The 24,934-nt window shown below is 61.2% G+C and carries 22 protein-coding genes and 1 pseudogene; 10 read left to right on the top strand and 13 right to left on the bottom strand.

From position 1 onward, the window contains the following. Positions 1-362: 362 nt before the first annotated feature. Positions 363-1,604, top strand: coding sequence for an IS256 family transposase (locus BQ7355_RS04595; RefSeq protein ID WP_072414685.1), 1,242 nt, complete (start codon positions 363-365; stop codon positions 1,602-1,604). Between the two features lie 265 nt (positions 1,605-1,869). Here BQ7355_RS04595 and BQ7355_RS04590 read toward each other — a convergent pair whose 3' ends face one another. The 3 genes from BQ7355_RS04590 to BQ7355_RS04580 all read right to left on the bottom strand — a co-directional run bounded on the left by BQ7355_RS04590 (position 1,870) and on the right by BQ7355_RS04580 (position 4,491). Next, complete coding sequence (locus tag BQ7355_RS04590; RefSeq protein ID WP_240307375.1) at positions 1,870-2,343, bottom strand: DUF4230 domain-containing protein; 474 nt, start codon at positions 2,341-2,343, stop codon at positions 1,870-1,872. Positions 2,344-2,458: 115 nt separating this feature from the next. Next, positions 2,459-3,700 carry an IS256 family transposase gene (locus BQ7355_RS04585; protein WP_072415133.1) on the bottom strand — a complete coding sequence of 414 codons (1,242 nt, stop codon included), beginning with the start codon at positions 3,698-3,700 and terminating at the stop codon, positions 2,459-2,461. Positions 3,701-3,873: 173 nt separating this feature from the next. Continuing rightward, positions 3,874-4,491: a DUF4230 domain-containing protein gene (locus tag BQ7355_RS04580; protein WP_240307318.1), complete on the bottom strand. Its 618-nt coding sequence runs from the start codon at positions 4,489-4,491 to the stop codon at positions 3,874-3,876. A 98-nt stretch (positions 4,492-4,589) separates the two neighbouring features. On the opposite strand from BQ7355_RS04580, the gene BQ7355_RS04575 reads away from it, so the two are divergent. Next, positions 4,590-5,693, top strand: a complete 1,104-nt coding sequence (locus tag BQ7355_RS04575; RefSeq protein WP_072415132.1) for an IS110 family RNA-guided transposase — start codon at positions 4,590-4,592, stop codon at positions 5,691-5,693. 955 nt (positions 5,694-6,648) lie between these two features. Here the strand turns inward: BQ7355_RS04575 and BQ7355_RS04570 are convergent. The 4 genes from BQ7355_RS04570 to BQ7355_RS09355 all read right to left on the bottom strand — a co-directional run bounded on the left by BQ7355_RS04570 (position 6,649) and on the right by BQ7355_RS09355 (position 10,688). Further along, positions 6,649-8,091, bottom strand: a complete 1,443-nt coding sequence (locus BQ7355_RS04570) for a hypothetical protein (RefSeq protein WP_143761731.1) — start codon at positions 8,089-8,091, stop codon at positions 6,649-6,651. A 92-nt stretch (positions 8,092-8,183) separates the two neighbouring features. Next, positions 8,184-8,834: a hypothetical protein gene (locus BQ7355_RS04565; RefSeq protein WP_072415130.1), complete on the bottom strand. Its 651-nt coding sequence runs from the start codon at positions 8,832-8,834 to the stop codon at positions 8,184-8,186. A 493-nt stretch (positions 8,835-9,327) separates the two neighbouring features. Beyond that, positions 9,328-10,434, bottom strand: coding sequence for a hypothetical protein (locus BQ7355_RS09070; RefSeq protein WP_143761729.1), 1,107 nt, complete (start codon positions 10,432-10,434; stop codon positions 9,328-9,330). Between the two features lie 152 nt (positions 10,435-10,586). Further along, positions 10,587-10,688 (bottom strand): TetR/AcrR family transcriptional regulator, encoded by a 102-nt coding sequence (locus BQ7355_RS09355; RefSeq protein WP_218565035.1) that lies wholly within the window; start codon positions 10,686-10,688, stop codon positions 10,587-10,589. A gap of 195 nt (positions 10,689-10,883) precedes the next feature. On the opposite strand from BQ7355_RS09355, the gene BQ7355_RS04555 reads away from it, so the two are divergent. The 5 genes from BQ7355_RS04555 to BQ7355_RS04535 are packed head-to-tail and all read left to right on the top strand — an operon-like array spanning position 10,884 to position 14,146. Continuing rightward, positions 10,884-11,612, top strand: a complete 729-nt coding sequence (locus BQ7355_RS04555; RefSeq protein WP_072415128.1) for a lantibiotic protection ABC transporter ATP-binding protein — start codon at positions 10,884-10,886, stop codon at positions 11,610-11,612. Next, positions 11,609-12,379, top strand: a complete 771-nt coding sequence (locus tag BQ7355_RS04550; protein ID WP_072415127.1) for an ABC-2 family transporter permease — start codon at positions 11,609-11,611, stop codon at positions 12,377-12,379. Before BQ7355_RS04555 ends, BQ7355_RS04550 begins: the two co-directional genes overlap by 4 nt. After that, the gene (locus BQ7355_RS04545; protein WP_083581556.1) at positions 12,379-13,194 is read left to right on the top strand and encodes an ABC-2 family transporter permease; all 816 of its coding nucleotides are present in this window, start codon (positions 12,379-12,381) and stop codon (positions 13,192-13,194) included. The genes BQ7355_RS04550 and BQ7355_RS04545 overlap by 1 nt, the downstream gene beginning before the upstream one ends. Continuing rightward, positions 13,187-13,588 (top strand): hypothetical protein, encoded by a 402-nt coding sequence (locus BQ7355_RS04540; protein WP_072415126.1) that lies wholly within the window; start codon positions 13,187-13,189, stop codon positions 13,586-13,588. The genes BQ7355_RS04545 and BQ7355_RS04540 overlap by 8 nt, the downstream gene beginning before the upstream one ends. 45 nt (positions 13,589-13,633) lie before the next feature. Then, positions 13,634-14,146: a response regulator transcription factor gene (locus tag BQ7355_RS04535; protein WP_240307317.1), complete on the top strand. Its 513-nt coding sequence runs from the start codon at positions 13,634-13,636 to the stop codon at positions 14,144-14,146. Here the strand turns inward: BQ7355_RS04535 and BQ7355_RS04530 are convergent. From BQ7355_RS04530 to BQ7355_RS04515, 4 genes and pseudogenes are all read right to left on the bottom strand, one after another. After that, a pseudogene (locus tag BQ7355_RS04530) lies at positions 14,095-14,295 on the bottom strand (IS3 family transposase); the annotation flags it as partial. The gene BQ7355_RS04535 and the pseudogene BQ7355_RS04530 sit on opposite strands and share 52 nt — an antisense overlap. 53 nt (positions 14,296-14,348) lie before the next feature. Then, positions 14,349-15,344 (bottom strand): nucleotidyl transferase AbiEii/AbiGii toxin family protein, encoded by a 996-nt coding sequence (locus BQ7355_RS04525; protein ID WP_072415125.1) that lies wholly within the window; start codon positions 15,342-15,344, stop codon positions 14,349-14,351. Further along, a complete protein-coding gene (locus tag BQ7355_RS04520) occupies positions 15,328-15,945 on the bottom strand; it encodes a DUF6088 family protein (RefSeq protein WP_072415124.1) in 618 nt (205 codons plus the stop codon). The genes BQ7355_RS04525 and BQ7355_RS04520 overlap by 17 nt, the downstream gene beginning before the upstream one ends. Before the next feature lie 648 nt (positions 15,946-16,593). Further along, positions 16,594-17,331 carry an alpha/beta fold hydrolase gene (locus BQ7355_RS04515; protein WP_072415123.1) on the bottom strand — a complete coding sequence of 246 codons (738 nt, stop codon included), beginning with the start codon at positions 17,329-17,331 and terminating at the stop codon, positions 16,594-16,596. 402 nt (positions 17,332-17,733) lie between these two features. On the opposite strand from BQ7355_RS04515, the gene BQ7355_RS04510 reads away from it, so the two are divergent. The 3 genes from BQ7355_RS04510 to BQ7355_RS04500 all read left to right on the top strand — a co-directional run bounded on the left by BQ7355_RS04510 (position 17,734) and on the right by BQ7355_RS04500 (position 21,782). Then, a complete protein-coding gene (locus BQ7355_RS04510; RefSeq protein WP_240307316.1) occupies positions 17,734-19,203 on the top strand; it encodes a hypothetical protein in 1,470 nt (489 codons plus the stop codon). A 693-nt stretch (positions 19,204-19,896) separates the two neighbouring features. Then, positions 19,897-20,952, top strand: coding sequence for a DNA-methyltransferase (locus tag BQ7355_RS04505; RefSeq protein WP_205407564.1), 1,056 nt, complete (start codon positions 19,897-19,899; stop codon positions 20,950-20,952). After that, entirely contained in the window at positions 20,940-21,782 is an 843-nt protein-coding gene (locus BQ7355_RS04500; protein ID WP_072415120.1) for a NotI family restriction endonuclease, read from the top strand. Before BQ7355_RS04505 ends, BQ7355_RS04500 begins: the two co-directional genes overlap by 13 nt. 196 nt (positions 21,783-21,978) lie before the next feature. Here the strand turns inward: BQ7355_RS04500 and BQ7355_RS09060 are convergent, their stop codons facing one another. Both BQ7355_RS09060 and BQ7355_RS04495 read right to left on the bottom strand, forming a co-directional pair. Next, entirely contained in the window at positions 21,979-22,305 is a 327-nt protein-coding gene (locus BQ7355_RS09060) for a hypothetical protein (RefSeq protein ID WP_143761725.1), read from the bottom strand. Beyond that, on the bottom strand, positions 22,305-24,854 hold the full coding sequence (locus tag BQ7355_RS04495) for an AAA family ATPase (RefSeq protein WP_072415119.1): 2,550 nt from the start codon (positions 24,852-24,854) through the stop codon (positions 22,305-22,307). Before BQ7355_RS04495 ends, BQ7355_RS09060 begins: the two co-directional genes overlap by 1 nt. Between the last annotated feature and the right edge of the window lie 80 nt (positions 24,855-24,934).

Here is a 24,934-nt window from a genome sequence, read left to right as displayed (position 1 = left end):
TCCTCGCGTAGGCGTTTGGGACAAACCCTGGGACAAAACCGCGAACTATTTTGAAACGGGAGCCCGCAGTTTCGTTTTTGTCCTGGGGACAAAAACGGGCTTGTTTTGTGGCTCAAAACCGACCGAAATGGATGCAAAAACGGCCGATTCTCTTCTTGGCTACCTGTTTAGCAAAGTGAATCGTAGCCAGCGGCTTTATCGTCTTGCATTTCCGCAGGTCAGATGGGATACACGAGAGCGATGACTGGACGCGTCCCGAAAATTGGTGTAGCCGGCATCCCGGCCGGCGCCCGAAAGGGCGCGGCCGTTCCCTAGAATCGTAGTCACCACAACAGACGGTTCTGGAGAAAGGAACGACCGCTATGGACACTGTACACGAGGAGGCGCTCGCCGCCGCCGGCGTCCGCGCCGACGGCACGATCGACATCAACGCCGCGCTGAGGTCCCTGCTGGAGGGGCTGCTGAACGCGGTCATGGACGAGCAGGCGTCCGAGCTCGGGGTGCCGCGCAACGGCTACCGCGAGCGCTCGCTCGACACCTGCGTCGGGCGGGTGACGCTCAGGATCCCCAAGCTCAGGGAGGGGACGTACTTCCCCGAGGACGTGGTCGCGCGCTGGTCGCGGACGGACACGGCCCTCGCCTCGGCCGTGTGCGACATGTGGGCGGCGGGCATCTCGACCAGGAAGGTCGAGGCCGTCGCCTCCGACCTGGGCCTCGAGTCGATGGGCCGGTCCCGCGTGTCGCGGCTGTGCGAGGGGCTCGACGGCGAGGTGGCGGAGCTGCGGGGCGCGGACCTCTCCTCCGAGGAGTGGCCGTACCTGTGGCTCGACGCCACCTACGTGCCGTGCCGCGAGGCCGGCGCGCCGAGGTCGGTGGCGCTCGTCACCGCGGTGGCCTGCTCGGGCTCGGCGCGCAGGCGCGTCGTGGGCATAGAGTGCATCGACACCGAGTCCTACCTCTCCTGGCGCGGCTTCCTGCTGTCGCTCAGGTCCCGCGGGCTCTCGGGCGTGCGCCTCGTCGTCTCGGACGCCCACGAGGGCCTCGTCCGGGCCGTCCGCGAGTCCCTGCCCGGCGCCGCCTGGCAGCGCTGCATCGCGCACCTCGAGCGCAACGTGCTGGAGCGCTGCCGCAGGAAGGGCGACGGCTCGGCCGCCGTCGCGGCCCTCAAGGCCGCCTTCGCCGAGGCGGACCCGGCGCTCGTGAGGGCGGGCTACCGCCGCGCCGTCGACCTGCTCGCCGCCGTGGACGAGCGCGGCGCCGAGCTCCTCGAGGAGGCCGCGCCCGCGGCCCTCGCCTACCTCGCGTTCCCCCGGGAGCACCGGCACTGGGTGAGGACGAACAACGTCCAGGAGCGCATGAACTGCGAGATCAAGCGGCGCACGAGGGTGGTCCAGGTGTTCCCGTCGGCGGAGTCCCTCGTGCGCCTGGTCGGGGCGGTGTGCTGCGACCAGAACGACGCCTGGGCGTGCGAGCGCAACTTCATCGACAGGAGGAGCCTGGAGCCCGGCTACGAGCGCGAACCCCTGCCCGAGGAACCCGGCGGCGAGGAGAGGGTGCTCAGGCTGGTGGAGGAGGCGTTCGACAGGAAGAGGAGGGCGGCGTAGCATACGGGGCGGGGCTGCGACCCCGGGGGAACGGCCCTACACCACTTTTCGTGACGCGATACGATGACTGAAAGAATCGTTACAGGTGGCTTCTATTTCGACCTCATGCACGGCCCCAAAGCGCTTTAGAAACCGAGCGAAAGAACCGGGCTAGAGAGTCTTGCTCGCCGTTTTATCTCAAGCTCCCCGCAAATCAGTTGGCAACTGAAAAAGGAGGGGCCGCTTTCGCAGCCCCTCTCAAGATCGACTCAGTTATAAAGCCAACCTATTCGGCATCCCTGAACTGGACCTCGTACTTTACTCCTTGCAGGTCGCCGATCTTTGTGACGTATTGGCTTAGAAGTGTTTTCGCCCTTTCGCGGGCGCCGTTCATCAGCGTCGAATTGGCCTCAGCGCTTTCCTTCATCTCTTTTTGCGCTTCTTCAAGCGCGATGGACTGGTCAACCGTCGTAATGGGGGTCAGCAGCCCGGTGTCGCTGTGGATATCGGAGAAGGTGCTCTCGTCAGCCTGGGGCTGGCCGATAACCTGCGCGTTGGGAACCGTAATGGTGACGACGTTGTTCGTATCCGGCCCGTCGATTCGAACTTTGGAGACATCGACGCCCAGCTGGACCGTTCCGTCGCACTCGAACCAAGCCTTCTTGTATCCCACGTTTATCCCGAACAGCATGTTCGTACCGTCGTTGTAGACTTCGGCGACGTTGTGGAACGTGCACTCGACAGTGGCAAGCTCCGCAATCTCGGTATAACCCGAGAAATCGGGCGTTTCGCTGCTTTTGGCGCAACTGGAAAGTATCGCGTCACGAAAAGTGGTGTAGGGCCGTTCCCCCGGGGTCGCAGCCCCGCCCCGTATGCTACGCCGCCCTCCTCTTCCTGTCGAACGCCTCCTCCACCAGCCTGAGCACCCTCTCCTCGCCGCCGGGTTCCTCGGGCAGGGGTTCGCGCTCGTAGCCGGGCTCCAGGCTCCTCCTGTCGATGAAGTTGCGCTCGCACGCCCAGGCGTCGTTCTGGTCGCAGCACACCGCCCCGACCAGGCGCACGAGGGACTCCGCCGACGGGAACACCTGGACCACCCTCGTGCGCCGCTTGATCTCGCAGTTCATGCGCTCCTGGACGTTGTTCGTCCTCACCCAGTGCCGGTGCTCCCGGGGGAACGCGAGGTAGGCGAGGGCCGCGGGCGCGGCCTCCTCGAGGAGCTCGGCGCCGCGCTCGTCCACGGCGGCGAGCAGGTCGACGGCGCGGCGGTAGCCCGCCCTCACGAGCGCCGGGTCCGCCTCGGCGAAGGCGGCCTTGAGGGCCGCGACGGCGGCCGAGCCGTCGCCCTTCCTGCGGCAGCGCTCCAGCACGTTGCGCTCGAGGGGCGCGATGCAGCGCTGCCAGGCGGCGCCGGGCAGGGCCTCGCGGACGGCCCGGACGAGGCCCTCGTGGGCGTCCGAGACGACGAGGCGCACGCCCGAGAGCCCGCGGGAGCTGAGCGACAGCAGGAAGCCGCGCCAGGAGAGGTAGGACTCGGTGTCGATGCACTCTATGCCCACGACGCGCCTGCGCGCCGAGCCCGAGCAGGCCACCGCGGTGACGAGCGCCACCGACCTCGGCGCGCCGGCCTCGCGGCACGGCACGTAGGTGGCGTCGAGCCACAGGTACGGCCACTCCTCGGAGGAGAGGTCCGCGCCCCGCAGCTCCGCCACCTCGCCGTCGAGCCCCTCGCACAGCCGCGACACGCGGGACCGGCCCATCGACTCGAGGCCCAGGTCGGAGGCGACGGCCTCGACCTTCCTGGTCGAGATGCCCGCCGCCCACATGTCGCACACGGCCGAGGCGAGGGCCGTGTCCGTCCGCGACCAGCGCGCGACCACGTCCTCGGGGAAGTACGTCCCCTCCCTGAGCTTGGGGATCCTGAGCGTCACCCGCCCGACGCAGGTGTCGAGCGAGCGCTCGCGGTAGCCGTTGCGCGGCACCCCGAGCTCGGACGCCTGCTCGTCCATGACCGCGTTCAGCAGCCCCTCCAGCAGGGACCTCAGCGCGGCGTTGATGTCGATCGTGCCGTCGGCGCGGACGCCGGCGGCGGCGAGCGCCTCCTCGTGTACAGTGTCCATAGCGGTCGTTCCTTTCTCCAGAACCGTCTGTTGTGGTGACTACGATTCTAGGGAACGGCCGCGCCCTTTCGGGCGCCGGCCGGGATGCCGGCTACACCAATTTTCGGGACGCGTCCCTGGAAAGCGCGGAGAGCGACAGCGCTGCTGCAAGGGCGAGGCAGGCAAGCCATGGTTTACGCATTGGAATCGGCCTCCTCGTTGTACTCGGCGATTGGCTTGAATTCGAGCTGGTATTCATCGCCGATAAGCGGCAGGGTCAGCGCTTTGACGGTGTCCTCCAGGCTCGCTTCCGCCTGCTCCTTTATCTCTTTCTTGTCGACATCGTTTGTGGCGTCTTCGCGGCAAAGCGCGATGACGTCCTTCATGTCCGCTGTTGCGCCCTCGGGAAGGTAGCCGAACTTGCTGTTGTCGAGTTGGGGGTCGCCAATCTGCGCCTTGGGGAGATAGGCAGTGACGACTTTATCATCCTCGTCGATCTCAAACTGAATGTCGCTCAGCGTGTAGGATGCGCGGATGTGAGCCTCGTATTTAACGCGATAGTCCACGCGATCCTGCCAGAGAAACTTACCGTGCTTCTCGGCGATGCCGTGGTAGGTGTAGTCGATCGTGGAGAGGCTGTCGATGTCGACAGCCGATTTGAGGTCCGATGTCGCGAGATACTGCGTCTCGTGGTTGTCTGCCATCCAAGGAAGGGCGAAGCCGAAGAAGCCGAAAGCGATCACTGCGGCTACGACAAACACGGCGAGCTTGGCTTTGAGTGAGAGCTTTCCGAGACGATATGAGTTGAACATTGGGAGCCCCTCCCCTTGTAGCTCTATCGTGGGTCGGGCGACAATGGTCGTAACGCCAACCGTGGCCGCGCGCCACATGCGACGGAGAGGGGCCCGCCATGTCCAATTATGTCACAGCCATCGGTCTCGACGTCCACGCGAGGAGCATCTCCGCATGCGCCTTCGACCCCATGACCGGCGAGGTGGTCCGGGCCAGGTTCGGCTACGACCCGGCGTCGGTCGCCGAGTGGGTCCTGGGGTTCGAGTCGCCCAAGGCGGTGTACGAGAGCGGCCCGACCGGCTTCCACCTGTGCCGCGCCCTGCGCGCCCTCGGCGTCGACTGCGCCGTGGGCGCCGTCTCCAAGATGCACCGGCCCGCGGCCGACCGGGGCCGCAAGAACGACCGGCGCGACGCCGAGTGGCTGGCCAGGCTCCTCGCCTGCCGCAACGTCGTCGAGGTGTGGGTGCCCGATGACCGCACCGAGGCCGCCCGGGACCTCTCCCGCGCGCTCGAGGACGCCCGCGACGACCTGCAGCGCGCCAGGCAGCGCATGTCCAAGTTCCTGCTCAGGCACGGCCTGGTGTTCGACGAGACGACGCCGGCCGGGCGCCGCAGGTCGAACTGGACCGAGGCGTACTGGAGGTGGGCGAGGTCGATCGAGTTCGGCGAGGCCGACGACGCGGCCGCCTACGAGCACTACATGGACGCCGTGGAGCGCTGCGCCGAGGCCAAGAGGGAGCTCGAGCGCAAGGTGGAGGAGGCCGCCGCGCGCCCCGAGTGGGCGCCTGTCGTCGACGCGCTCTGCCTGGTGAAGGGCATCGACGTCGCGAGTGCCTTCCTGCTCGCCGCCGAGGCCGGCGACTTCTCGAGGTTCCCGACCGCGCCGTCGTTCGCCTCGTGGTGCGGCCTGGCCCCCTCGGAGCGCTCGAGCGGCGAGACGGAGTCGCGCGGCGGGATCACCCGCGCCGGTAACGGCCACGTCCGGCGCGCGCTGGTCGAGGCGTCCTGGCACGTCCCGATGTCGACGAGGCACCCCAAGAAGCCGAGGCCGGGCCACGGGGTCGCGCCGGCCGTGTCGAGGCACGCCGCGAAGTGCAACCGCCGCCTGCAGGACAGGCGGGACGCCATGTCCCAGGCGGGGAAGAGGCCGTGCGTGGCGAACTGCGCGACGGCCCGCGAGATGGCCTGCTGGGTCTGGGCGATAGCGCTCATGGCCCGGTAGCGCCCGCGGCCCCATAGGAGTCCGACCCCGGGGGCTCGCCGCGCTCGAGGCCGTTGGGAGGCCGTTCCAGTCCTTTTTCTGGGCGGCGGGAGACCGCCACGCCCGCCACGAGACTGCGACCGAGCGGAGGCCCCCAGCCGTAGCAACGAGATGCGGTTCCGACCCGCGGATATTAGAGTGCCGAACGTGCGTCGAGCAGACACGCCCTCAAGCGGCGCGGCCACCGGGTGAAGATAGATGGACCCTGCCCTCCGCGGTAGCTCCGCGGAGGGCAGGGCCTTTTTGCCACTTGACAATGTTCAACTCATATTAAAAAGCCGAAGACACTCTTGCCTCGCCCTTTTTTCTTCTGGGCCGCCTCTTCTAGAGATCGCCCTTGGCGCTCGTCGTGCTCGGAGGCGAATCCGTGTCGAACGCCCTCTTCGTGTTTGTCCTGTTCCAAAACAAGCCTCGTTCATGCTGTTGGGTAGTTTAGCTGCTGGTGGTATTTTATCAGCAGCTGTTTTAATCGTTTCTATCATATTCGGCAGGAGACATAAATGAAGCCGTTGCACGTAGTTTTGGCAGCCGTTGTGGCCTTGATAGCTCTTGTTCTGATCGCCAGCAGCATCGGCATCATCCATATCAGGCTTTAGCCCGTAATCGAATCCAACGCGACGTTCCCGCTCTTTGACTAATTGAATACGAGCGCTGCCGTTGCGTGTCGCACCACGCCGAAGGGTTGATTCGTACGCGACTTAGACGAATCAACCCCTCGGTTCACGATTTTGGAACGACTCAATTGATTTGCAAAGCAGTAGGTCCGTTTCACGCGCAGCAGCAGATTGCCTTTGGAGCATGAGCGGCAATACGCTATTAGCCCCATTCCGAATGCCCGTACGACAGCCCCAGTTGCTCAATGGAAGCGCTTCTTCAGAGATCGCTGGGTTATAAAAGGCTGCACATCCGGTTCGTCTTACGAATAGGCGACCTTGTTGACTCCGACGAGTCCTCGCTCAAAGAAGACGACGTCTGCGGTGTGCAGGCACACCGTTTTCACGGATGGCACAGAGAGCCGGGGCGCCGCCGAAACGGCGGCTGTCTTTATCTTTGCCGTTTTAATGCTCGCCCCTTTGATGCCGAGCATCGAAAGCAGGCGCTTGGGAACCTCGTAGTCTTGCTCGACGAGGCCAAAGAACGTGACACCAGAATCGACGCACACCTTCATGACGCAAGACGAGACGGGCTTGAACGCCATGCTTCCCGCCGCTCCGCCGACGAAGGACCCGATGAGCACAGGGAGAGCTGCCCCGCCTGTCAAGGCGGTCGCGACAGCTGCCCCGCCAAGCATCATGACGGTTGAGAACACGGATTGGCCCATGTTCTTCGCCATCTCGACGGCCTCGATCTGCCCCGACGCCACGAGATAGGAGTTTCGGCACGTCTCCATGGTTAGCACGACGAGTGACGCGATGACGTTTGCGCCCCTCGATCCCATTGCGGCGGCCTTTACCGTCTCGCCGAAGGTGCCCTTTGCTGCGGCGGCCGTGATTGCCGCGGTCGCTGATCCGGACACGAACCCGTTGGCGGCGCCGGCGCATGCCGCCGTCCCGATGGACTTCAAGTGCTCGTCGTCGATTTCTCCTTCTGCGATCAGGTAATCGATGGCGCGGTAGATCTCGGGGGCAACACTCAGGGCGGCGCTCAGGGCGGCGGCTGTGCCACCGGCCTTGAGCGATTGCTTCACCATGTCGCTTGCAGCAATTAGTTGGGACGTGGTCATGCCGTCGTCCGCAGGGTCGAGCTTCTTCTTGTTCGAAACGTCGGCCGCCTTTCGGCGCATCTCCTCGTTCGTGGCGAGCCTGCCCTCAACGCCCTCAGGGGTCTTGATTCGGTCCGTCAGATTGTCGCGCACCTTCGTCCAGCGCCGCACCTCTTCGTCCAAGCCGCGGCCTTTCGCGCGCTCGATGCGCATCAGCGTGTACTGCTTGGCTGCTTCAAGCTTGTCCGACGGAATCAGGCCTCCCATGTCGCCGTAGAGCAAGTCGTCTGGGGTCTTGCCCGCGAAGCCCTTCTCAACGGCCCACTCGTCAAAAGAGAGATCCGCATATTTTTTCGACCTGCCGTTGTACGAATCGCGAAGCGTCGTCGCGAGCTTGCGCGCGATGTTCTTTGGGTCGATCAGGAACTTGAGCTGGTACTGATCAGCGCCCCAGGCCACATCCGCAGACCCGAGGTCGTGCGAGTCGAGCCTGATACCCTTGGCGTCGACCCTCTTAACGGCAGCGTCGACGTTCGCCGTCCCAAAGGCCCATTCCTCCGCTAGGAATCCCTTGAGGGAGTCCTGCGCCGCCTTACTGTTTTTGTAGTGGTCGTAGGAGTTCATCGCGGAGTACAGCTCCTCGATGGCGGCCTCCACGCTGTTCACCCAGCTCGTGGCATCCATCCCAGCGGGCACGGCAGCGACATGGCGCGCGGAGAACTCGAACCCCTTGTCGAAATCGTTCATCCCTACGCCTCGACGAAGCCCTTGAGCTTCTCGTAGTAGAAGCGTTTCACAGCGTACTGGTAGCGCTGGTCGCGGATCTCGCCCGCCTTCTGATGGAGGACGACGGCCTGGTTGATGCCGTTCGCGCCATCGGCGGCAGCCCTCCCGATGGTCTTGCCTAGCATCTTGGCAAAACCAAGCAAGGGATTGGAATCATTGCTTTCTTCGGGTTCCGCCGCCTCCTCTTCGGGACGCAGGGCTGCGAGAAGGTCATCGAACTCCATGCCGTGCTCCCTCGCTCTTTCGAGGAACTTCCAATAGTCCCCCTTGGAAGGCGGCTCGGTATTCACCGTGATGCAGGCGTGGTTCCCGCTCACGCCGATGTAGACGCCTTCCTCGTCGATGGCTTCGGGGTTGTCAAGCCGAATCGCGTCGATGTAGTCTCCGGCGCCTTCCGGCCAGCCGATGAAGACGACCTTTTGGCTCGACGAGATGGCGGTCTGAGCGAACTGGTCCTCGTTGAAGATGGAGGCATCGACGCTGCCGTCGACGGGGCCGGTCGGACCAGCCTCTGTATCATCGTTCTTTCCGATCATGTTGTAGAGAAGCTTGGAGAACTTGCCGGTGTTTCCGGCCTCGACAATAAGAAGCGATTCGGCGGTATTGAACATCATGGGTAACCTATCTAGAGGAAATTAATGGTTGAGGCGATTATAACCCCGAGGTAAACAGCTATATTCAGCTGTCAACTTAATATCGGGAGGGTTTGCAAAAGCTACGCTCGGCCCACGCTGGGGGCGTGGGGCTTTCAATATCAGACCGCTGTCGGGTCTTTTCACTCCTGGATAGCACGCAAGCTCCCAAATGAAAATAATCGCAGGTAAAAGGAGTGAAACGACAAAGAAAAAGCCTCCGTCCCAACGCGGGAACGGAGGCCAGATTATCGTATTTACTCACCGCCGTCGCTGGTGGCTTTGCCGTGACTCACGTACGAAACGAAACTCAGCGATACAGTGCGGCGCTCAAGAGTGCAGGTCAAATCCATGTCAGCCTACTCCCGCTCAATCGTCAATCCCTATATCCGTTGGTTTCTGGTGCCATCTTGTGACAAATTGCAGTCCCTGCTAACACCGAGGTTTCAGGATTTAGAAACCATTTGGGAACCAGCTATAGATTTCCCAGAGCGTACTCCTCGAGAAGAAGATTTGGAGGGTCGGGCAGGTTGTTAATTGCATGGTCTTCCAAGGCTGTTTCATAGATGTGCTTCTTGTAATCATTTGGGCTATTAGCAAAACCAAAGTAGTTATGGTTCATCCTTGCAAGATAAGTCAATTCTTCATTTTTAAGCACAGACTGCGGGAGCTTCTTCGACAACAAGACGTCTTCAGAATAGGCAAACACGAGTTTGACGATCGACAGCAGCTTGGCCTGCTCGCTCAAGCTCCTGAATTGCTGTTCAAATTTTCTGTATCTGTTGGCATTTTCGCTGCGGAACATTAGTACTGCAGTGGCACCCTTGGATGGCAAGATGCATATATGGATAGGCTCCATCTTGTAGTTGGTGCTGGGATTGTATGAGTTGTTGATAAGCCCGCCATTGAAGTCTGCCATTGGACTAATCATTTGTTGGAAGGCAAATGGGACAACGTATGGAAGAAGCTTGTAGTAGACCAAATGATATGCCTTGGATGGCTTCTCGCTTCCGCCGACCCTAACGGCCGTTTTAAAAGCCTTCTCGTCTTCTTTCATATCAACAGCTCTAACTGCCATCATTGTGTCGAACTCAGGGTTCGATCGCTCACCCAAGGCGGTATGCAAGCCTAGCTCAAGCCTGCCTTTTGAAATTTCGCGAAGAAGATTCTTTGCTGCAATTTGACCCAAAACCTGAGATGTAGGCTCGGAAAGAAGTGTTTCCGGTGTCTCGTAGAGCTTGAAGTATTCCGAGTCACATTGTCTGCAAACTCGTTTAAAAGTTGCTGCTCCAGCAATTCCGACTTCGGAGTCGATGAGGTTTCCGCCTATCAATGCGGCTGTGGTCAATAGTTTGCCATCAACATCGATTTCCTTAAGGCAATACTGGGGGATGGTGTGAGAATTGCAGAAACTCGTCATGGGCTTTCCGCATATGTAACACGAATCAGGTTTTGCTTCGGTTTTGGCGGTTTTATTGAACTCCGACATTGTCCTTTTGTAGCCAATCAGCTCTTCGCTGGGAATGTCGAGCGCCGGGAAGTCCTGTCTAAAAGATATCGCGTCTGGCTCGTTTTCGCTCATATAGCTTACCCCTCGTAATGGCCTTTCCAATCTTGGCAGGCGTCCCTGTCGCTGGTGTTCTGCAGCTCAACCCAGGCAAAGTTCCAGTCGCTGACGAACTTGTTCAGCTTGTTGCGACCAAGCCTATCGGACAGCTGCCAGACGGGCTTGTCTCAGATCATCGTGGTGTGCTCGTAGCCGCGCTCCACGAGGAGCCGCTCGGCAACGTCGAGAATCTTCTCGACCGTCTCCTCCGGGTACTTATTGCGTGCCACGGGCACCTCCGTCCTTATTATCGCGATAAACATACCATGAGTGGCGTACGGGTCGAGAAGGGCTGGCGCCAAAAGAGCCCAACGGCCGTTACGGCTTCGTTAGAAACGCGCCCCACCATGGATGGTGAACCCGAAAGGTAAGGCGCGCGGGCACGGCGACTCGGCCCGCGCGCCCGGAAGAGAAAGGATAAACCCATGGGTTACATGCTCGAGACGCGCGGGCTCACCAAGCGCTTCGGCCGCGGCGACCAGGCGCAGGATGCCGTGGCCGACGTAAGCCTTCATATCCGCGAGGGCGAGGTGTACGGGCTGCTCGGCCCCAACGGCGCCGGCAAGTCGACAACGCTCAAGATGATCTGCGGGATGCTGCGACCGACGGCCGGGGAGATCCTCTTTGCCGGGCACGCCTGGCGCCGCGAGGACCTCTACGCAATCGGCAGCCTCATCGAGGAGGCGCCGCTCTACCCCAACCTCACCGCGCGCGAGAACCTGCGCGTGCGCACCACGCTGCTGGGCCTTCCCGAGAGCCGCGTAGATGATGTGCTCGCCGCCGTGGGCCTCGCGGACACCGGGAATAAGCGCGCCGGGCGCTTCTCGATGGGCATACGGCAGCGCCTGGGGCTCGCGCTGGCGCTGATCGCCCGGCCACGCCTGCTCGTGCTCGACGAGCCCACCAACGGACTCGACCCCATCGGCATCGAGGAGCTGCGCGACCAGATCCGCGGCTTCGCGGCGGCGGGCACGACGGTGATCGTCTCGAGCCACATCCTCTCCGAGGTGCAGCAGATGGCGGACACCATCGGCATCATCTACAGGGGGCGCCTCGCCTACGAGGATGCGCTTCGACCCGGGCAGGACCTCGAAGAACTCTTCATGAGCGTCTGCCGGGAGGGGCGACGAGCGCGCGGGGAGGTGACGGCATGACGGGCGAGAAAGGCGGCCTGCTCGCGGGTCTGCGCGCTGAGGCCCTGAAGTCGCGCCACGCGGCACCGGTTCGCCTGGCCGTGCTCATGGCGCTGCCGATGCCGCTGCTCGGCGCGATGCCCTACCGGGGCGCGCAGATCTTCAGCGCGTGGAACTACTGGTACGCGCTCTTCCTGCCCGTGGCTCTCTCGCTCGTGGTGGCTTGCGTCGCGCGAGCGGACGCGCGCACGCGGATGCGGGGGCTTCTAGGCCTGGGCCTCCCGCTCGGGCGCGCCTGGTGGGCCAAGGCGCTCTGGTGCCTCGCGCTCTGCACGCTCTCGAACCTCGTGGTCTTCGGCATCTACCTCGCGGGCTCGGCGTTCTCCTCGCAGGGCCTCACGGCCGCGGGCACGCTCACAATGCTCCTCTGCGCACTCGCCAACACGGTGACCGCGGCGTGGATGATCCCCGCAGGGCTCTTCCTCACGGCGCGGCTCGGCATGCTCGCGGGCATCTTCTGCCCGCTCGCCGCGCAACTCGTGGGTGGGTTCGCCTGGTCGCTGGTGCCGCTGCCGCAGCTCTTTCCGCCGTCGGCGAGCATGGTCATCCCCACGAGCTTCATCCCCGTGCTGCCGAGCGGCGAGCCACTCGCGGCGGACATGGCGCTCGGCGGGGCGCTCACGGCGGACGGCATGCTCACACTGGCGGGCCTTGCGGTCTGCGCGCTCGCGTTCGCCGCGCTCACGGCGGCGGGCGCGGCCTGGTTCGCGCGCTCCGAGGAGAGGTGATGACCATGGCACGACTCTCCGACCCGACGCCGCGCATGACTCTCCCGCGGGCCCTGCTCTCCGAGGCCCTGCGCCTGGCGCGCTCCCCGCTCGCGGCGGTGCACCTCGTCTGCGGCCTGGCAGCCGGTCTTGCCTGCGGCGAGTACTTCTCCGTAGCCCGATGGGACCCGGCGCTGGGCGCGGACGCCTACGTCCAGTTCCTCGGCGCCCTCATGCCGCTCATGTCCGCCATCGTCTGCGGGCTCGCCGTGGACGAGGAGCGCGCTGCCGGGCGCCTCGCCAACCTCACGGCGGTTCCCTCGCGCGGGCGCGCCGTCGCGGCGAAGCTGCTCGCCCTTGCGGCGCTCGGCGCCGCCGCGCTGGCCGTGGCGCTCGGCGTGTTCGGGGCTGTGCTCGCCGTTGCCGGGCGCCTGCCGCTCGGGCCCGCTCCGCTTGCGGCCGCCTGGGCGGGCATCGTGCTGGGCAGCCTGCCCCTCTACGCGCTGGGGCTCGGCGCGGCCCTGTGCCTCGGCCGCAACGCCGCCATCGGCGCCGGCGCGGCGGGGATGCTCCTCGCGTTCTTCTCAGTGGGCGGACTTGCACACGGCCTCATGACCGGCGAGCTCACCGGTGCCCTGGCGACGCCCCTGAGCTGGGTGCCGCTCGTCTGGCCCGCGCGCCTGGGGTCGCTCGGAGTGGAGGCCTTCATCGACGCCGCACGCGCGGCGGGCCCTCTCCTCGCGACTGCGCTCGCTGGCCTCGTGCTCACCTTGGCAGCCGCCCCCGTCCTTATCGCCTGGTTCTGCCGCTTCGAGGACGGGAGAGCAGATGCGTAGGAAGCCGCTCGCCGCCGTGCTCGCCCTCCTCTCCGCAGCGCTCGTCCTGGGCGGGAATGCCCTGCTCGACGCCGGCTGGGGATCGGCGCTGCGCTCGATCGCCGACCGCGTGCTGCCCAACCCTGAGATCGCCATGTGGGCGCCCGCGCCCGAGCCCGGCAGCCACGCGAGCTCCTACGCCGACGCCACCGGAGCGGGGGCAAACTACGTCTACCTAGTGGACGCGGCGGACGACAGGGGCAATGTCCGAGAGCTCCAGCTCATCTTCTTCGGGCGAGAGTCGGACGGCGAGGGCTGGCTCGAGATCGAGGCGCGCGGCGGCTCGGGCGTGCGCTACCGCGCGTGCGACGCGGCCGAGACGCCCGCGGCTGCGCGCAGGGCTCTGGACCGCTGAGCGCGGCACTAGTACAATTCCGACGGGAATTTCAGGAGGTCTAACATGGCGAGGATACTGGCAGTGGATGATGAACGGGCGATCCTCGACGCGCTCGCGCGCGTCCTCGGCCGCGACGGCCATGAGGTCGTCAGGGCGGCGGACCCGACGGCGGTCCCGGGGATGGACCTCTCGCGCTTCGACCTCGTGCTCTGCGACGTCATGATGCCGGGGCTCGACGGCTTCGAGCTCGTGCGGCAGATCCGCCCGGACTTCGACGGGCCCATCATCTTCCTGACCGCTCGCGTGGCCGAGGAGGATGCCGTGGCCGGCTACGGCCTGGGCGCCGACGACTACGTCCGCAAGCCCTTCGGGGCCGCGGAGCTGCGCGCCAAGGTCGCGGCCCATCTACGCCGTGAGCGCCGGCCGCGCTCGCACGCCCTCTCCTTCGGAGAGGTGCGGATTGATACCGTCAATGCATTTTTCACCAATCGGGACTGCGGTGGTGATCCTGGACCAAATCCATCCTACGCTGCTAGCAGACCCAAGTCCCTGCGGTACTGCATGGGGCTCCTGTAATCCAGGTCGCCCTTTATCCTGACATCCCTGTACCATCTGAGGTAGGCGTCGAGCATCCCCATGAACTCCTCGAGTGTAACCCCGGTCCAGTCGCAGCCGTGGAAGAACTCTATCTTCAGCCTCCCGAAGAAGCCCTCGCACCTCGCGTTGCCCGTTCCGCCTCTTCGATTCCGGCAGGCGCCCGGAATTGGGGCGCCCTTGATCAGCTTAGCCCGTTGATGGTCTCCTCGAGCTCCGCCATATAGGCGACTATCTCATCGATGCTCGGGTAGCTGCCGAACAGCATCGGCCTCATCGAGGCGTAATCGACCGCCAACTCGTCGAGCCTGCCCTTTGGAGGGGCGAGCCTGAGCGTGCCGGGCCTCGCGTCGGCCAGCTTGGCCCACGGCGTGCGGTAGAACTTCTCTTTGAACCTGACGACCTGTTCGAGGAGGCCAGGCTGCGCGACAGCGCGGCCGAGCACGAACGAGTGGCCAAGGCGGTACATGTCGTAGTAATGGCGGGAGTAGCGCCTGGGCATAGCCTTGCCCTCGGGCCTGTTGGCCTCCTGGTGCAGGATGGTGGCCTTCTCCCAAAACGTGCGCACAGGACTCGCGGTGCGCACCGTGGTCGACAGCTCGGGCCCGAACGGAACCACGTCCGCCGCGTACGGGGTTATCGCCGCCTCCTCGGAGGGCGACCATGCCGCCATGGGTCCTATCTCCAGCTTGATGGTGTCGAGCGTGCCCGCAGACTCGTAGGAGCGCGGGTAGTCGAAGTACACGGTCTCCTCCTCGACCCCGCACCTAACGGACGCTTCGGTGCCGAGGGACTCGGAGAGCGTAGCCCTGAGCTTCGGGACGAAGGCGTCGGCCAGGAAGGCGTTCGTGCGCTCGATGCTGTCGGCCTTGAACCGCTCCTGCGCCGAGTTGCTGCGCGGCTCCCACGGTTCGTCCTCGCCGTAGCCCAGGAGTCGCCAATCGAGTATGAGGTCGATGTCCTCCGAGAAGCGCTCGATGAGCCCGAAAGCCTTCGACAGACTCGTACCGCCCTTGAACACCATGGACTCGGCGAAGCCGCTTCTGTGGAAAAGGTGGTCCAAGGTGTAGCACACCCAGAAGTCCTTCTCGACGACGGCCGGCGCAAGCGCCATCCTCTGCGCGGCGGCCTCGAAGACCAGCCTGCGCTCGCCAGTCGAGGCCCTAGCGATCCTGTCCATGCTTCGCCTCCCATATCTTCTTCGCAGCGTCGGCAACCCAGGAGGTGAGCCCCGCCGACTCTTCCAGGAACGCGCCGGCCTGCCCTTCCGTGAGGTTGCGCGCGAGCGTTCTGATTTCCTCGTCGCCCACATTTTCGCGTCCGAGCGCCTTGAGGGCTTGCACGATGGTGCAGGTGATCTGCGAGCAGTCGAGCAGGTCGCGGTTGGCGCGGTGCCGGAGCTCGATATCGTACGGCCCGTACTCGTAGCGCTTGTACGGACCGCTGCTAACATAGACGAGCTTTGCGGGCACCTGCGTGTCGAGGCCCAGCGCATTGAGCGCCGCGTCGCCGGACGGTGCGACGATCCACTTGTTGGCACGGGCGATGGCGCGCACGACCTCGTCGGCGCTGGCCGGCACCTCGGTGCCCATGAGCGCGCTGCGCTCCGGCACGTAGTAGACGCCGCGGATGGCGCGGGCGATTCCTCCCTTTGCATGCAAGCGCCCGAGCGCGTTGGCAGTGTTGCGTCGGCCTGCGACGTCGGAGAAGTCGGCGGCTGTGAAGGCCCTGCCGGCGCCGAAGCTCTCTATGCGCTTAGCGATGGCCTCTGCTTCTGTCATAGCGCTCCTCCTTTTTGATGAAAATAGTATATATCTTTTTCATCAAACTGCCTTTGATTGTCTTCGTCGCCCGCGCATCGCACCTGCGGTCCCTCGCCGCGCCGGCGCGCGCGTGCGCCCGGAAGCGGTTGCGCCTCCCAATCGCGGCCTAGGATTAGCACCGAGACATCCCGAAGAAATCGTCGCTGGGCCCTTTCTCGCGCGTTGCACACTTTCCGGGCGGCGGGGCCTCGACGATCAGATTGTCCGCTTGCTATCAATCCTGTCATCGCCAGGTCAATATGCGTTGAATCGATGCAGCAGGCGCATAAAAGCAAATGAAGGCCAAAGGCGCCCATTCAAGATCAGCCGCACGCAGGCGGGTATCGAAAGGAGGCATTGCCCTCCTAGAATGTCCTCTCTTCCCGCATGAACTCGGGGATGTTGGCATGAATGATGCCATCCCTTTGCTGAATGGGGTCGCTTCGTGTCAACAGGCACTTGGGATAGTTGTCCTTAATCAGAGTGAAAGGCCGGTATATCAAATTAGAGGTTTATTGAGGTATTCATTATCATCTAAACGATTTATACCCATAACTAAGAGGCTTCGTGAGTTCGTGTGGGTAGGGATCACGAAGCCTCCTTTTTTTCTTATCCAGGAAAACTTGCTTATGGGCGACCCTCGAACGCCTCGAGATAGACCTCGGGATACCACAAGCTCGCCTCGCCGTGCCGCCAGCCAGGGTGCTCGACGAGCGTGCTGCCCGGCATGGCCTCAGCCAGGGCGCGCGCCGAGCGCACCATGATGCGGGGCTCCTTCCCGCCGACGAGGATGGTGGCCCGCGCCCCGCAGCCCGCGAGCTCGGGCTTCAGCCGGTAGGAGCTGTTCTCCCGCATGAAGGCGATCATGTCCCGCTTCGATATGGCACAGCTGTCACGGTAGTAGGGCTCGTAGAGCTCCTCGGGGAGGTGAAGGCTTGCGAACTGCGCCCGCGAGAACCAGGGGCGCCGCACGAGCGGGTGGCTCAGGGCGACGGCGGGCGCGACGAGGGCGCGGGCAGCGCGCATGGGGAGCACGAGCGCGCTCTCGATGACGGCGCGCCCCGCGATCTGCGGCCGCTGCGCAAGGGCCTCGAGAGCGACCTGCGCCCCGAGGGAGACGCCGCCGAGCGCGTCGACGCGCCCGCCGAGCGCGCGGTCGATGAGGGCCACGAGCTCGGAGGCGTTGTCCTCGATCGAGGTGAACGGGCGGTCCGAGCCGGCGTGCCCGTCGAGCACGGGGAGCACGACGCGGTACCCGTTGGCGGCGAGCAGGTCGGCGACTGCCCGGTAGTTCCACCACGAGAGGCCGCCCCCGTGCAGGAGCACCGCCGTCCGCGTGCCCGTGCCGAGCGTATGAGTGACCATCTTGATCCTTTCGACGGGGACATTGCCCGGCCGCGCCGTTGGAGGCTCCCGCGAGCCTGGGCCGACGCATGGGCGCACGGCTCTTCTCGTCCCGTACGCCCCATTATACGGGCGGCATGCGGGAGTTTTCCACATCGGGCCCACGGCACGTTCTTCTCGGCATGAGACGCTTTGGAACGCTGGGCAACGGAACGCGCGGAGCGCCGGGAGGTTATCGACAGCCTCTCGCGAGAATGTGGAAAGGCGCTGGTGTAGGTGCGTGCGCGCTCGTTCTTCTCGCCCAAAGCGCAATTCAGTTGGGTGCTGAATCTCGGGCGTTCTTCTCGCCTGGCGCTCTTTGTTCTTTGCCCTTTGTGACGGGCGGGTTCAATGGGCGTGTTCGGACGAGGCGGGAGGTGCGCTGTGCAGGGGCTGGATGACGAGTACTGGGTGCCGGAGCATGTTCGGGCCTGGCTGCGGGGGCTCGGGTTCTCGCTGCCGCTGGAGGACATGGAGCCTCATATTCGCGCCTGGGACCGGTGGATGCGGGCGCTCGGGGACTTCTACGACTACCGGGACACGGACGGGGTCGGGCGGGTGTACGAGGTTCACAGGCGCTCGATCCACCCCGCCATGCGGGTGTGCCGCGAGTGGGGGTCGCTGCTGCTGAACGACCGGACGCAGGTGGCGTGCGAGGAGCAGGCGTGCACGGACTGGCTCGCGGCGTGGATGGCGCGGACCGGGTTTCTCGCCTCGGCGCAGGAGTGCGTGGTGCGGGCGTTCGGCCTGGGGACGGGCGCGTGGGCGCTCTGGGTTGACGCGGGTGCGGGCGAGGTGCGCGCGCGGCGCTACGACGCGCGGATGGTGGTGCCGCTCACGTGGGACGAGGAGGGCGTGACCGAGTGCGCGTTCGTCACGCGGGCGTTCTGGCGCGGGCGCGCGGTCGACCAGGTGCAGCTGCACTTGAAGGGTGCTGACGGCACGTTCTTCTCGCCAAGCGAATCTCTTGGAGAGAGTGCGGGCGCGGGTCCTTCTCGCCTAACGGATGGTGAGGGCGAGGGCACGTATCGGATCGTCACGGCGTGCTTCGACCGGGACGGGAACCGCGTCAAGCCGGAGGGCGTGTGCCCGGTGTACGACACGGGCTCGCCGTGGCCGACGTTCTCGCTTGTGAGGCCGGCCATCGACAACACGCGGGTGGACATGTCGCCCTACGGGCAGTCGGTGTTCGCGGACGCGGTTGACGCCATTCAGGCGGTCGACCTGTGCTACGACGCGATGATGTCGGAGATCGACAACGGCAAGATGCGCGTTTTCCTCTCGGACGTGATGTTCGATACGGAGCGCGACGGCAGGGGCGGGCGCGTCTCCATCCCCTTCGGGCGGCAGGACTGCACGGTGTTCAGGAAGGTCATGAGCACGGAGGACACGATCCATGAGTTCGCGCCTACGCTGAGGACCGAGGCGCGGGCGCGGGCGTTCAGGGTCGCGCTGCAGACGCTCGGCGACCTCTGCGGGTTCGGCATCAACTACTTCGACCTCGAGAACGTCGGCTACGTGAAGACGGCCACGGAGGTGTCGGCGGACAACTCGGCGCTGATGCGCAACATCCGGAGACACGAGCGCGCGCTCGAGGGCGCGATTGCGGGCATCTGCCGGGCGCTGCTGGCGGCGGAGCGGCGCCTGGGCGTCGAGCTGCCCGACGAGGGGCTCGTGCGCGTGACGTTCGACGACAGCATCATCACGGACACGACGGCCGAGAAGCGGCAGGACATGGACGAGGTCGCTGCCGGTCTCATGGAGCCGTGGGAGTACCGCGCCAAGTGGCGCGGCGAGGACGAGGCGACCGCGAAGCGCCGAGGGGTCGCGGGCGGGTCGCATCAGGTCAGGTGAGCCCCGATGCCGCCGCAGGCGGCTGCGGGACGTCGTCGCGTGCCCCGGCTCCCTCGGGGATCCGGGGCGCCTCTCTTGAGCGCGTGACGGCCGTGCGGAAGCCCGGGGCGACGTCGCCGCAGGGTCGCGCTCGCTGCCCCTCGGCGAGGGCTGCGAGGACAGCCACACCCCACCACCACCCGCGAACAAGAGCGAAAGGGCAGCAGCCCATCTGCCGTAGCGGAGTGCGCGCCGCTGCGAGGAACCGACCCGACCTGCGCACGTCAAACTCCCAACAGGCCATGCCCAGAGCGTAGGCTGTGTATGCGCAGCGCCGCGAGGGACAGACAGCGTAGCCGGAGTGTGCGACCGCCGCGAAGGGCAGACGGCGCAGCCGGCTGACCTGAGCCGGGAGCAACACGTAGGCGAAGCTGGCTGGCCCGAGCCGCGGAGCAATACACAGCCGGAGCGGCGGGCATGGCCGTGAGTATCGCTTTCATGCGCAGGGCGGGGCGGTTTCCGAGCCGTGCGCGCAACGGAGCGGAGGCGGGTGGGCTGCGGACGGCCCTCGATGAGTAGCGGGTGGTGGTGGGGTGTGGCCAATCTACCTGTTGTTTGTAATTTGTCGTCATCCAATCCCATCCGATCGTGTGAAGCTTCCACTAATGGGATAATAAAAAGTCGGAATCATTGCTAGACGAAGGGAACCCTTCTTTGATTACACGGGATACGGGCGTGTTAGCCCAATACATTTCTGATACGGCTCTTGACCCCCTCTTAGTCGAAGGGGATTCGCTTGATATTTTGAAATCTTTGCCTGACGAATGCATCGATTGCGCCATTACTTCCCCACCGTATTACATGAAGCGAGAGTATTCCGGTGGTGGAATCGGGCTTGAAGATACCTGGCAGGAGTACGTTAATAACCTTGTCGCGATCTGCGCTGAGGTCTATCGAGTTCTTAAGCCTGCAGGATCTTTTTGGCTAAATATCGGGGATTCTTATCAGGATAAATCTCTCATAATGGTTCCTGAACGTGTCGCCATACGGCTTACAGATGACGTTGGCTTTACGCTCAGGAATCATGTTGTCTGGAACAAACTTAAAGGCGCTCCTGACAATGCTAAGGATAAGATGCGTACCCTCTGGGAAAGCGTCTTCTTTTTGACAAAATCACCCAATGGATACTTTTATGATATAGATGCAGCTCGTAAACCGCCACGTAAAGCGAAGAGCACGAAGCATGGTGCGGTTGTCTCTGCAACAGGCGTATCCGGTGTGAGGTATCGTCGCAAAATCGAACTTTCAACGGAACTCACCGATGAGGAAAAATCTTGCGCGATGAGGGCGCTTGAAGATATGTTGTTACAGGTCGAGAAGGGTGAAGTTCCGGATTTCCGAATGGTAATCAGAGGCGCTTCGCGTACTACCCACGGGGACTCCACAAAATTAAGTGGCCGCGCCAAGGAGCTTGCTGAAAAGGGATTTTACTTTCTTAAGTACAGCAATAAGGGCGCTAATATCTCTGACGTTTGGGACATCATTCCCGAAGACACTCAAAACCGCAAAAGTCATTATGCCCCATATCCAGAGGATCTTGTAAAGAACCCAATTGCTCTTACCTGCCCCCAAGGGGGAATAGTGCTAGACCCATTTGTCGGAACGGGAACTACATGCAAAGTTGCTCGTGACATGGGAAGAAGATCTATCGGAATTGATTTGGGTCGTGAATACTTGGAGACTGCTGAGGAGCGGCTATGTACGCAGTGAACGAAATGTTCGGATATTACACCAATGGCCCGGTCTTTCCTGACTTGAGTATTGTTTTATCTACTCAAGTCTGTCCCTTCAATCGCTCTGGGATATGTACGAAAATGAGAAAGAGTGACCCTGATACGAAAATTGGCACCTGCTCACTTGTATTCAATACTTGCGAACAGCCTTTGCTCATTTGCCCCGATCGGCTAACAGAGGGTAAGAAGATTTTTCTCGACTGTCTTCAGTATGTTCATGTTACCGGCGGGGAGCTCTATCTTATCCCAGAGGTCAAGACAGCTGTTGGATCCATCGATTATGTTCTTGCTGTTGTCAATGGCGACAAAGTTCAAGACTTTGTTGCCATCGAATTGCAAACGATGGACACCGTAGGAACGATATGGGATGAACGACAAAACATGCTGGCCGACTATGAGCTCGCTGACCATGTTGTATCACGCGGCCGTAAGGCCGGCGTGAATTGGAAAATGACCGCCAAGACGATTCTTGCCCAAATGATTCAAAAGACGCAGATGTTTGCAGGTATGAACCGCAAGCTTGTGCTGATATGCCAAACACCCCTGCTTGACTATATGCAGGAGAACTTTGACTTTTCTGAGGTGCACCAGCAAAGGTCAACTGACGTGTTTAACCTACATGCGTATGATTATCTAAGTTCTGAAACTAAAATGGAGCTCACCCTTGCGCGTCAACTCGGTGCTGATTTGGCTGGTGTTGAGCGAATCATGGGGGCGGATGTTAACAGCAATCATGAGCTTGAAGTGATAAACGCCAGAATTCTTGAACGGGCGACACCAGAATATAGGTTCAACCTCTTTGAATAGATGGCTTATGCCGCATGGTCTTTTCGAGGGGAAATTCGAAAAGACCATGCGGCTCTATTAAAAAGCACCAGTTATTTCGAGAGTTGCAGGAGCGAGTTTTCTCCTCGACCCCTGACATTGGACTAGCTGTGGTGCGGGCGATATTCTAGAGACAATAAGTCGGCAATAATTACAGAAGACAGCAATTGTAGAACTTCTACCTATCGTTCTCCCGCCTTAGGCGTTCAATAAATGCCCTTATTGAAGCTTCACGCTGCTCAAACGTCGGGACGTCAATCTCTTCTAGTTTGGCTGCCCTTCTATTTATAAAATCGGAAAAGAACTCAGAATACCTCTCGGCCTTAGCTCTTTCGTCACCAGTCAAACCCTTATCAACTTCGAACAACTCCGCAGGAAAGTGCTCCCTTTCATCAGGAGATGTTAGTTTCAGAACAAGATTGGAATAATCGTCAGAAGAAGACAAGTCGAAGGACTCCGCACCATTTTGAACGACGACGTTTCCGTTGGCCCCACATGTGATCATCAGCTATCTCCCACCTGAAAGTTGTACTTATTTAAACGCATTTTCAGATACCGCTCCCCACCATCGAGAACGTCTGCTATGGACTGCTTGATATCCCCGTCGTTCATCGGACCATAGGCATAGTCAATCCTCTTATTATCGTTGTGGCACACTACAACAGTTCGCGCGTCTCCGTTTACAATGACGGGCGCAGAATGGCTAACTACGAAGAATTGAACGTTAAGCTTTAGGCTCTTTAGTCGATCGATAAGGAATTCCTTAATGGTTGCAACATCGAGATTGTCTTCCGGCTGGTCGAGGACGATATATGTCCATCTCCCTGAAGTGATGCCGTCGTTGAGAAAGAGCTTCAGAAGCGCCTGAGCCTTCATTCCTGGAGACATTTCATCTATAGGCTCTCCGTCAATTGCAACCAATGTTTTCAAAGCGCCGGCGTTGGCTATCGAAGACTTGGCTAATTCATAGAATTTCTGGTAGTGCTCAATAAGACTTGATGTTGAGCAGGATCTGAATTTCCTCCCATCGAAACATTTATGCATTCGTTTGCCATCGGATTGACTGAGAAATGCTTCGACAAGTACCTGGGAATCGTTGTTGGATGATGACCCGATGAGACCTTCAATCAGGTCATCATATGAGGAGTCGTCTTCATAAAAGAGCGCGACTTCGATGGTTTCTTCGCCGTTCCACAGTTTCATTGGGCTGATTGGCTTGTGTATTTTTCCGTACTCTTCTCGAGCCTCACAATCTATGTGCTTGAGAAAAATTCGAAGCGCAAGCAAATCGTCTAGGAACTCAGCGGCGCGCTCTGTCTGCTCTTCATACTGGGCGAGTGTCGCAGAGCCGTCAGTTCTATTGTGCTTCTTCAGTATCTCCGAGCATAGAGAGACGAGCTCATCGCGACTTGCGAACCAAGATGGTTCAATTTCCCCCAGAAGTTTCGAGAACCTGTTAGCGCGATCCGCAATAGCAAGAACGTCACGCTGGATAGCGCGTGCTTCCATCTCAAGCGCTTCAAACAGTATCTCGTTCTCAGGATATGATGCCTTGAAAGAGACTGTGGAGGATACTTGTGATGCTGTGGATAGCGCGTCGGCAACCCCCTCGAGAGAATCCTTTGCCTTTTCAACTTGCGGCATGTCCGCTTGTGGCAGGAAGGGTTTCTCCACAGTGATTCCCGATGGTGTTGCAATGTCGAGATGGTCTATGCGGAGCACAGCGCTGTACTTTGAACAAAACGCCATGACTAGGCTTTTGGAAAGGTCGAGTAGTTCGCCTAGCCTCTTGGACGCTCGTTCCGATTCTTTTTGCGCCTTCTCTTTCAATGGGGAGACTCGCTCGCCCAAGAAATGTATTTCCTCGTACTTACCTCCCCTGTAAATCTCTTCTAGCTCGCCCTGTCCAAGGTAGAGACACTGAGGTCGGTTGCCTGTAGGAACGCCATCGCGCAATTTGTATCTCACGCTGCCTGTTTCTACGAAGTTAGAGTAGGTGTCGAGCCCCCTATCCGCGAGAAGGCATGCGAGCATGGTTTTCCCGCTTCCTCTCGAGCCAACGATGCCGTTGTACCCTGGCGAAAATCGAAGTTCCACAGTCTTCCCTGCTGTCGGATCTCCTTCGACGCAAGTATTAAATGTTACCGATTCTAGAAATGAGTTAGTGTTTGTCTGGGGAGGTTCAAAGTATTCGTCAGATGTCTTGATGCGGCTTTCAGGATCGCTGATAGCGAGCAGCAACGAATCCAAGTCACCATCGAAATCAATCCATGTAAAGCGGGATCCTATCTCTTCTTCTGACTCTGCATCACTGAAGAACAAAGCAGCCACTGTTGTGCGAAGTTCCTTAGCCATACCCGCCGATATACTTTTTCTGCTTTTGGACCCTCCTTCAACCGCCATGGCATGGCTGTAGTAGAAGAGACGATCTTTATACGCCAGGTTCTCCGGGCAATTGTTCGGTAGATAGGCAGACAGACTTCGATCCTTGTTCTCGTGCGGAATGAAGAAGTGCGGTATCGCAGTGGCTTCTTTCTGAAATTCCTCAAGGAAGATTGCTTTTCCTTCGGTCATCTTGGAGAAAGACTTTGGAGATTGCGATTGGATTGCCGATTCGCTTCCAATGGATGCGCCTATTTCAGAAAGCAGGCACTTCTTAAACAGACGAGTGACCACCTCCGCCATCGTTGCAGCGTCATCCATCGAGAACCACACTATGGCGTGAAAGTACTCGCCTTTCGAGCCTTTGCCCAACTTTAGGTGGTGACGTTTTATTGTCTCAGGCTGAAGCTTGACGTTCAGCTCGACTCCGCCTATCAGCGTTTTGCCTTCTTCTGTCAACACTGCCTGCAGTTCTGACAGGAGCTGAACATCCACGCTGTTGTGATCCGTTACGGCTACCACATCAAGGTCGCCGCTCGATAGGGCGCTAAAGAAATCCGACTTGCTGTAGTTCCTGCTGTAGCAGGAGCTCGAATGAAGATGCATGTCGCATTTCTTGAATGTTCCTTTGCTTAGCCTATCTGCCGTTTCGATCACAACCTTCTGCACCATAATGCAACATTTTGTTTCGTCTATTTTCGCATGAGCATGAATTACCCGCAACGGATACCGACGATATGGAGCTCATCTTG

This window comes from Collinsella phocaeensis, assembly GCF_900119895.1.
Lineage (GTDB): Bacteria > Actinomycetota > Coriobacteriia > Coriobacteriales > Coriobacteriaceae > Collinsella > Collinsella phocaeensis.
Note: the sequence above shows the minus strand (reverse complement) of the source record. Positions and strands in the feature narration are given on the sequence as shown.